Origin of the sequence: Faecalibacterium sp. Marseille-Q0746, from assembly GCF_017377595.1 — a bacterium.
GTDB classification, from domain to species: domain Bacteria; phylum Bacillota; class Clostridia; order Oscillospirales; family Ruminococcaceae; genus Faecalibacterium; species Faecalibacterium duncaniae.
Map to the genome: position 1 here is coordinate 72693 of NZ_JAFREI010000013.1, position 9287 is coordinate 81979.

8 protein-coding genes are annotated in these 9287 nt (G+C 58.2%); 2 read left to right on the plus strand and 6 right to left on the minus strand.

The window, feature by feature from the left end; genetic code table 11:
* Positions 1-15: 15 nt before the first annotated feature.
* The 4 genes from J3351_RS08865 to J3351_RS08880 all read right to left on the minus strand — a co-directional run bounded on the left by J3351_RS08865 (position 16) and on the right by J3351_RS08880 (position 4515).
* The gene (locus J3351_RS08865) at positions 16-945 is read right to left on the minus strand and encodes a dihydrodipicolinate synthase family protein (protein ID WP_005934429.1); all 930 of its coding nucleotides are present in this window, start codon (positions 943-945) and stop codon (positions 16-18) included.
* 164 nt (positions 946-1109) lie between these two features.
* The gene (locus tag J3351_RS08870; protein ID WP_005934426.1) at positions 1110-2087 is read right to left on the minus strand and encodes a carbohydrate ABC transporter permease; all 978 of its coding nucleotides are present in this window, start codon (positions 2085-2087) and stop codon (positions 1110-1112) included.
* 14 nt (positions 2088-2101) lie between these two features.
* Complete coding sequence (locus J3351_RS08875) at positions 2102-3028, minus strand: carbohydrate ABC transporter permease (RefSeq protein ID WP_097771261.1); 927 nt, start codon at positions 3026-3028, stop codon at positions 2102-2104.
* Between the two features lie 134 nt (positions 3029-3162).
* Positions 3163-4515, minus strand: coding sequence for an ABC transporter substrate-binding protein (locus tag J3351_RS08880; protein WP_097771197.1), 1353 nt, complete (start codon positions 4513-4515; stop codon positions 3163-3165).
* A gap of 506 nt (positions 4516-5021) precedes the next feature.
* On the opposite strand from J3351_RS08880, the gene J3351_RS08885 reads away from it, so the two are divergent.
* Entirely contained in the window at positions 5022-5873 is an 852-nt protein-coding gene (locus J3351_RS08885) for a MurR/RpiR family transcriptional regulator (protein WP_005934417.1), read from the plus strand.
* A gap of 50 nt (positions 5874-5923) precedes the next feature.
* Here the strand turns inward: J3351_RS08885 and J3351_RS08890 are convergent, their stop codons facing one another.
* The gene (locus J3351_RS08890; protein WP_207697567.1) at positions 5924-6937 is read right to left on the minus strand and encodes a hypothetical protein; all 1014 of its coding nucleotides are present in this window, start codon (positions 6935-6937) and stop codon (positions 5924-5926) included.
* Between the two features lie 184 nt (positions 6938-7121).
* Here J3351_RS08890 and spoIVA point away from each other — a divergent pair, with 184 nt between their 5' ends.
* Complete coding sequence (gene spoIVA / locus J3351_RS08895) at positions 7122-8618, plus strand: stage IV sporulation protein A (RefSeq protein WP_097771913.1); 1497 nt, start codon at positions 7122-7124, stop codon at positions 8616-8618.
* A gap of 170 nt (positions 8619-8788) precedes the next feature.
* Here spoIVA and J3351_RS08900 read toward each other — a convergent pair.
* Positions 8789-9287, minus strand: a 499-nt coding sequence (locus tag J3351_RS08900) for a sugar nucleotide-binding protein (protein ID WP_207697568.1), incomplete at its 5' end; no start/stop codon positions are given.

Consider the following 9287-nt stretch of genomic DNA (forward strand, 5'->3'; position numbering starts at 1 on the left):
GGGCGCTTGTTCAGCTTACAGTTTTGCGATGGCGGCTTCGATCATGGCCTGTGCTTCGGCCACGATGGCCTCATCCTCGGGGATCAGGCTGGGCATGGGCTCACGCACGCCGCCCAGCTCCAGACCGTACATCCGGCGCAGGATCTCTTTCTGCACGGCGTACAGGTTGCCGTGGGCCTCACACATCTTGTAGATGATGCGGTCGGCCTCGTACTGGAGGGCCTGAGCTTCCTTGACCTCGCCCTTGTTGATATGCTCGTTCATGGCCAGATACAGCTCAGGCATCACGGCGTAGGTGCCGCCGATGCCGCCGTCTGCGCCGATGACGCGACCGGAGACGAACTGCTCATCGGGGCCGTTAAAGACCACAAAGTTGCCTTCGCCGCGGGCAGCGATACCGGCATCCTTGAACATCTGGATGTCCTGGGTGGGCATGGAGCTGTTCTTGACAGCCACCACGTTGGGGTTCTTGAGCATCTCCTTCAGCAGGCTCATGGTCAGGCCGGTGCCAGCCAGCTGGGGAATGTTGTAGATGACGAATTCGGTATTGGGAGCAGCAGCGGACATGTCATTCCAGTATTTTGCAATGGCATACTCGGGCAGGTGGAAGTAGATGGGGGGGATGGAGGCGATGGCATCCACACCCACGCTCTCGGCATGGCGGGCCAGCTCCACACTGTCGGCGGTGTTGTTGCAGCCAACATGTGCAATGACGGTCAGCTTGCCCTTGGCTTCGCTCATCACTGCCTCCAGCACGGCCTTGCGCTCGTCCACATGCTGGTAGATGCACTCACCGGAGGAACCGCCGACATACACGCCCTTAACGCCCTTGGCGATCAGGTGGCGGGTGAGGGCCTTGACACCCTCAGTGGAAATATTGCCCTCTGCGTCGTAGCAGGCGTAGAAAGCGGGGATAACGCCTTGGTACTTAGTGATATCTTTCATGGTTTGTCTCCTTAAGCTCCTATATGCTTATTTGTTCTGTTCACTGCATCAGCGCCCTCTTGCGGTGCCCAGCGTCTGCTTCGGCCCTTGGGCGGGCCTCGCATCCTGCTGACCGCTGCGCCAAAAATCCCTCCCTGTTCCCGCCGCAGGCGGCGGTCGGGATTTTAGCCCTTAACGGCACCCATTGCGATGCCTTTGGTGAAGTACTTCTGGAAGATGAGGAAGATGATGATGATAGGCACAGCAGCCAGTGCAGCACCTGCCATGATCAGACCGAAGTCGGTGCTGTTTTCCGCCTGCAGCTTTGCAATGCCCAGAGAAATGGTCAGGTTGCTGGTGCTGGACAGCATGATCAACTGCATGAAGTAATCGTTCCAGCTGTTGATAAAGGTGAAGATGGCCAGAGCACCGATGCCCGGCTTGACCATGGGCAGTACGATGCTGATAAAGGTCTTGGCTTCACTTGCGCCGTCAATGCGGGCGGCCTCCAGCATTTCTGTGGGGATGCCCTCGCTGAACTGCTTCATCAGGAACACACCGAATGGCCAGCCGACGATGGGGAAGATGACAGCCCAGATGGTGTTGTAGAGGTTCAGGGCACTCATCTCACGCAGCAGGGGGATCAGAATGACCTGCTTGGGCAGAGCCATTGCGCACACGATCAGGGTGAACAGGAGCTGACGGCCCACAAAGCGCTTCTTGGCCAGTGCATAACCGGCCATGGCGGCGGTGATGCAGGTCAGGATCATGGAGACAACAGCCATGAACACGGTGTTGATCATCCAGCGCAGGGCAGCAGGAGCGGTGGGTCCGACCGAGAAGTAGATGGGATCGCCGTCGGCACTGAAGCGTGCACTGAAGGGGATGGCCAGCTGCCACAGCGGAGCGCTCTTTCCGGCAAACAGCTTCTGGTAGTTGGTCAGCACCCACTCATGGGGCCACCACTCGGGGGTGGTGGAGTTGATGGCTGCACCGGTTTTGAAGGAACCAGTGATGATCCAGTACAGCGGGAACGCAAAGGTCACGGCCACGATGCTGATCAGGATCAGGGTCAGGATGGTATAGGCGCTGGCCTGCTTGAGCTTGCTGGGGTGACGCTTCAAGGGCTTTTGCTTTTTTGCAGTTGCAGCAGTTGCACTCATTGTTACGCACCTCCTCAATTATTCTGGTTGCCAACCTTGAACTGGATCGCAGACAGGATGGCAATGATGATGGCAAGCACAACACCCATGGCGTTGCCGTAGCCGTAGCGGTACAGCTTGAACGCGGTGTAGTAGATGTAGTACATGATGGTATCGGTGCTGTGGTTGGGACCGCCGGAAGTCAGCAGCTGGATCAGCGCAAAGCACTGGAAGGAATTGATGGTGGTGATGACCAGGATGTACAGGGTGGTGGGCATGATGGCGGGCCACTTGATCTTCCAGAAGCACTGGAAATCGGTTGCGCCGTCCACTTCGGCAGCTTCCACGATGGATTGATCCACGTTGCCCAGGGCGGAAACATACAGAACGATGGGCTGGCCCACAGAGGTGGTCAGCAGGATGAGGATGATGCAGCCCAGAGCGAACCGCTCATCGCCCAGCCAGTTGATGTTCTTGTCGATCAGACCCAGCGTCTTGCCCAGATAGTTGAAGATGCCGTAGTAATTGTTGTACATCCACTTCCAGACAACGGTAACGGCAACGGAACCGGTGACAACGGGCAGGTAGAACACGCAGCGGAAAAGGCTGGTGGCCCACTCGGGCAGATCCACGATGGCGGAGCTGACCCACAGCGAGAAGGCGCAGGTCACAGGCACCGACACGATAACGATGATGAAGGTGTTTTTCAGAGCACCCAGGAAGATCTTATCGGCGAACAGCTCTTTGTAGTTTGCAAGGCCGACAAAGACATCGGCGCGGTTCATGGTGGAATCAAAGAAGCTCGTGACCACGCAGAGGATCATGGGGTAGATGACGAACCCCAGAAAGAAGATCAGGCTGGGCAGAAGGAAGAGGTAGGATGCGATGGTCTCCTGCCGGACCAGTGCGCGGCTGCGCTTTGGCTCTTTGACTTTTACGGTGGTAGCAGCCAAGAAAATCACCAAACCTTTCGTTTAGCTCCGGTAAAATGACCGGCTCCCGACGGAACTTGCAAAAAGAATGCCCCTCCCTCGCCGGGATTATCGAGGAAGGGGCAAGGTTTATAACGTTGCGATGAAAAACTCAGGTGGTGCGCTTATGCCTCGGCAGTAGCGGCAGCATTTGCGTTCTCAACAAAGGTAGCAACGGCCTGCTCAACGGGCTCACCGGTGCCAACGCGCTGCAGCATGTTCCACCACTCGGTACGAGCAGTTGCCCAGCCCGGGGTGATCTGGTAGTAATCGCCCAGGAAGCCCATGAACTTGGTGTACTCGCTCATAATGTCGTTTCCGGCGTAGATGTCGCCAACGCTCTCACGAACGGGGAAGTAGGTGGAAGCCAGAACGCTTGCGCCAACCTGGTCGGGGTCAGCAGCGATGAAGTCGATAAAGGTCTTGGCGGCTTCGATCTTGGCCTCGTCGCCGTTGTCGAAGATGCCGAAGCCCCAGATGCCGCCGCACAGCTTGGGATCGCCGCTCTCGGTGGGGAAGGCCATGGGGAAGATCTCGTCGCCGCTGTTGGTCAGGCCGGCATCGTTGTTGTCGGAGTTCAGCTGCTGTGCAATGTTCCAGCAGAATGCCATCTGCAGGGTACCGTTGCGGAACAGGGTGATCTCCTCGCCGCCGTTGATGGAAGCATCAAAGTTTACGCCCTTGGCATCGTACAGAGCCTGGATGGCCTTGATGTTCTCGGGGGAGTCGGCGGTGTACTTGGTGTGCTCAGCATCGGTGAAGGTGCCGCCGTACATGTTGTTGATGATCGCGCGGGTGCCCTGGTCGCCGCCCTGGCCGCTGCAGTAGATGGCTGCAACATTCTCATAACCGCCATTGTACAGTGCGTCAACGGTCTTGAGGAAGCCGTCGGTGCTCCAGGTGTGCTTATCAGTATCAATGTACTGGTCTGCGCCCACTTCCTTGACCTTGGTCATGTTCACGGCCATGCAGTGTGCGGTCATGCACAGGGGATACTCGTAGTAGTCGCCGGCATCGTTCCTGCAGGCGGACTCAACGGAAGCGTAGATGTCCTTCTTGGCATCGTCGGTCCACAGGTCGTTCAGGGGAGCCATAACGCCCTTCTTGCCCCAGTTGGCAACCAGACGCTCGGGACCTTCCATGATCAGGTCGGGTGCGCTGCCGCCCTCGATGGCGGTGTTGACCTGGTCATCACCATTGGTGTAATCCAGGTACTCAACGGTGACCTTGATGTCGGGATATTTTGCGTTGAAGCTGGAGATCAGCTCCTGCACAGTCTCGTCCTTGCCCCAGCCGCCGATGGGGTATGTCCACAGCTTGATGTTTGCGCCAGCTGCGGTGCTTGCCGCTGCAGAAGCTGCAGTGGAGGAAGCAGCAGTGCTGCTGGAGGAGCTGCCGCCGCATGCGGCCAGTGCACCGGCTGCACTCAGGGCACCCACGGCCTTCAGGAAAGAGCGGCGAGAGATACTGTTTTTCATAAGAAACTTCTCCTTACTCATTGATGTAGTGCGATTCTGCTCTGCGGCCCTCGTGTGGGAACCGCTTCTATTGGCCTTATTATAGAAAAATATTTTCATTTTGTCTATCGGCTGTCTGCCCAATAATGAAAGGATTTTCTTGTGAATGTCGCACAATTTTAGCGAAAAGACTGGCCTTTTGGGCAGGATTTACGGAAATTTTGAAAGTTGTAGCTATTTTGTAACCATTATAGAAAAACTGCGCTTTTTGTCGGTGAAAATAGTTTTCACTCAAAAAAGAGGGGGAAATCCGATAAATTGAAAAGGATTTTCACAAATAAGTCATACTAATGCGGCGAATTTGGGCGCTCTGCACAGAAACGAACCTGAATTTGTAGTCAAAGCCCCTCTTGCCAAGCGGCTGGGATTCTTTTATACTTTTCTTAAAGGAAAACTTCCCGACAATGGTGTTGGCGTGTGCGGCCGGCCCTTCCGGCGGGAAACGGAGCAGGAAAAAGGAGACCATCATGTCTACGACCACAAACTTCTGGGAGCTGCTGCAGCAAAGGCAGGACGAACTGACAAAATCCGGCCGTGCTGTGGCAGATTACCTTGTCCACCATGCCGACGAGGCACAGTACCTTTCCATTTCCTCCCTTGCGCGGGAATGCAAGGTAGCAGAGGCAACGGTGTTCCGCTTCTGCCGGGCATTGGGCTTTGAGGGCTACCATGAGATGCGCATTTCGCTGGCGCAGGCCAACGCCACCGGTGCGCTGGTCAACCAGCATGAGCCGGAGCCGGGCGCTACCACCGCCAGCCTGTGTGAGCACGCCAGCGGCCTGTTTCTCACTGCCATCAACGGCACCCAGAATTCTCTTTCGCCCGAAGCCGTGGAGCAGGCTGTGGACCTGATGCGTGCGGCGCGGCAGGTGTTCTGCCTGGGTCAGGGCGGCAGTATGCTGCTGGCCAACGATATCTGCGCCCGCTTTTCCAGCCTGTCCAACAAGTTCCGCACCGCAGGGGACAGTCATCTGCAGATCCTGGCTGCCAGCCTGATGGGCCCGGAGGATGTGGTGCTCTTCATCTCCTATTCCGGCGCGACCCGCGATATGCTGGAAACGCTGCGCACGGCCAAGGCATCCGGCGCAAAGATCATTTTGCTCACCCATTATGAGGATTCGCCCGGCGCAGCCATGGCAGATGTGGTGCTGCGGTGCGGCGCGCAGGAAAGCCCGCTGGATTCCGGCAGCATCCCCATCAAGGTGGCGGTGCTTTATGTGGGCGAGGTGCTCCTGCTCCGCTATATGCTGGATGACCCCGAGCATACCAACGAAGCCCAGGACCGCACCAGCGAGGCGGTGGCCATCAAGTTGATCTGAACAGTAAAACAGGCGGCATCCAACTTTGGTTGGAGCCGCCTGTCTTTTCGTTATAAGAGCGCTATAGTTTCATCCGGGAACTGCTTCTGGTAGTAGGTCACCTTCCACCGGATATTTTCCGGTTCCACCGGCGCAAAGTGGAGCGAGGAACAGGCAGTGCGGGTATCACCCTGCTGCTTTCCGCTCACAAAGATCGCCGTTGGGCCGTCTGCCCCGCCGATGATGCCAATGGCTCCATCTTCCGTGGGTGCGTCGCTTTTTCGGATGGGCTTATCACTAGAGGCGCAGTCGTTCACCTGCACCCAGCCGGTGGTCACGGCGGGGGTCAGGGTGTAAGTCATTTCCACAAATTCCCGGGGCCATTCCATGGGCGGCCCCATGTGGGGGAGGTCACTCTCCGGCATCCGGGCCGGTTTCAGGTCTTTGACCGTCAGCACGCAGGGCACACCGGTGACGGGGTGGGCAAACTCCACGACCTTTCCGGGCGCTGCCGTGAACTGCACCGCTTCGGCAGGCTGTTCCCGCTGGGTGAGGGTCAGTGTCAGGCTGGTGATGTGGGCAGGCCTGCGCTTTGTCGCCCAGGGAAAGCTCCACTGCCGGAGATCCCAGCCTTGTTCCGGGTCAAGCCCGTAGTGCTTCACGATGTCCCGCGCCGCCTGTTCACCGCTGCAAACGATCTCCTCTTCGGAGCGGAGGGGGTTATAGTATTCCCCGGCACCGCGGCTGTACTCCACGGTTTTGCCGTTGATGGCTACACTTGGCAGATAGTCAAAAGAACCAAACGGGTCCTCGGCTTCGGCCAGTTCGACAACTTCCGGCGGGCATTCGTCAATATCCATCCCTTCATAAGCGGCCAACTTCTGGTAATGCGCTTCGATCGCTTCACGCTCCACCTGGCGGCAGATGTCTACAACCAGCCCTTTTCCACAAAGGTAAATCGCCGGGATGATGAAATGCTGCCCGCCCCACACCGAGTGTGCCCCGCAGGACACTTCCTGCCCGGGGCGGCCCCGATGCGGGCGGTGACAGCCCGGATTGTCCTCAAAATAAACCTTCCACTCCATCTGCGTTCCGCCTTTCCATACAGTTTTCTCTATTGTAGCGTAGAAAGGATTTTCCGTCAACCGACGTTTTTTCGCTAGGTGCCGCTCATATCCTGCCGCCTGTCCGAATAGACTGTTTCCGAGAAGCAGACGCAGAAGGTGCGGCCTTGCCGCCCGGTGCGGACGGGAGAGAGGAGAGAGCAATTTGGAAAAACAGGAGTGTTTGGAAGCCACTGTCTGCCGGGAGATCGGGGCACGCACCGGCGGGGAGATCCTGATTGGGGTGGTGGGGCCGGTGCGCACCGGCAAGAGCACCCTCATCAAGCAGTTTATGGAGCAGCTGGTGCTGCCTGCCATCGGCCCGGCGGACGCAAAGCTCCGGGCCCGGGATGAGCTGCCGCAGTCGGCGGCAGGGCGAACGATCATGACCACAGAGCCGAAGTTCATCCCGGAGCAGGCCGTGCCGCTCCAACTGGAGGGCGGCGGGGAGTGCCGCATCCGGCTTATCGACTGTGTGGGCTATATGGTGGAGGGAGCCATGGGCCACGAGGAGGACGAGAAGCCCCGCATGGTCAAAAGCCCCTGGTTCGAGGAAGAGATCCCCTTTGACCTTGCCGCTGAAACCGGCACCCGCAAGGTCATTCGGGACCACTCCACCATCGGCATCGTGGTCACCACCGATGGCTCCATCAGCGAGATCCCCCGGGAAAACTACCTGCCCGCCGAAAAGCGGGTGGTGGAAGAGCTGGAAGCGCTGGGCAAACCCTTTGTCATCCTGCTCAACAGCACCCGTCCGGATGCTCCGGAGACAAAGGCTCTGGCTGCAGAGCTGGAACAGGCCTACGGACGCACGGTCCTGCCGGTGAGCTGTCTGGATCTGCAGAAAGATGACCTGCTGTCCATCCTGCAGCGTGTCCTCTACGAATTTCCGGTGCGGGAGCTGGATTTTGCCATTCCCCGCTGGGTGACGATGCTGGAAAAGGGCCACTGGCTCCAGAACGAGATCTACACGGCGGCGCTTCAGTTTTCAGAGAAGATCAGCCGGATGAAGGATGTTCCAGCCCAGAACAGTGCCGGAGCGCTGGCCGGGGATTCGGTGCAGGAGTCCGCCCTGAGCGGCATGAACCTTTCCGACGGCGTGGTGCGGGTGACCGTTCTGCTGAAGCCAGAGGTGTTCTACCGCGTCCTCAGTGAGCAGACGGGGCTGGAAATTGGCGACGAAGCAGGCCTGATGCCCTGCATCATTGAGCTATCCCGGGCAAAGCGGGAGTACGAGAAGATCCGTAGTGCACTGGAACAGGTGGAAGCCACCGGCTACGGCATCGTGATGCCCAGCATTGAGGAGCTCTCGCTGGAGGAACCGGAGATCGTACGGCAGGGCGGGCGGTACGGTGTCCGGCTGGAAGCCAGCGCACCCTCCATCCATATGATGAAAGCCGTCATCCATACCGAAATCAGCCCCATTGTGGGCACCGAGAAGCAGAGCGAGGATCTGGTGCAGAGCCTGCTGGGTGATTTTGAAGCCGACCCGGAGAGGCTGTGGGAATCGAACATCTTTGGCAAGAGCCTGCATGAACTGGTGAATGAGGGATTGCAGAACAAGCTCCTCCACATGCCGCAGGAAGCCCGCACCCGCCTGCAGGAAACGCTGGAACAGGTCATCAACGATGGCTGCACCGGATTGATCTGTATTCTGCTGTAACATAAAACGACCCTCTCAGTCACGCTGACGCGTGCCAGCTCCCCCGAAGGGGGAGCCAACGCATCTGACAGGAAGAAAACTGCTGATTTGCAGAATCTTACCTCGAAGCTGCAATTGCCTCTCCCTTTGGGAGAGGTGGCAATGCGGAGCATTGGCGGAGAGGGTCGTTCTTATTTTTGATAAAACCTCAAACAGCCTTCAAAACTGCTCAATGTATCATGGAATCGAATCCCCTGTGCGGCCAGCTTTGAGCTGTCCATCACAAGGTTGCGGAAGAAATCAGCAGGCTCAATCTGCACCTGCACGCCCAGCGCTTCGGCAAACTGCCGGGCCGTTGTGACCATGTCGGCATCGTTCCCGCTGCCAAAATTGTACACACCGCCGGGCAGCTGCAAGGCGGGAAAGAGCTGTTCCACCACCTCCCGCACCCAGCTGACACCCCGGTGATCGTGTGGCGAAAAGCGAACGGGAGTACCGTTTTGCGCGGCCTGCAGCAGGTTCAGCGGCAGATTGCCCCGGAGGGGCAGGCCATCACCGGGCAGATCGTACATCCACGGGGCCCGCAGAAGCACCGCCTCCGGGCAGAGCGCAAGGACCCGCTCCTCGGCCTCCAGCTTGTGCTGACCATAGGTGTTGGCGGGGGAGAGCGGCAGCGGTTCGGGCAGGGGG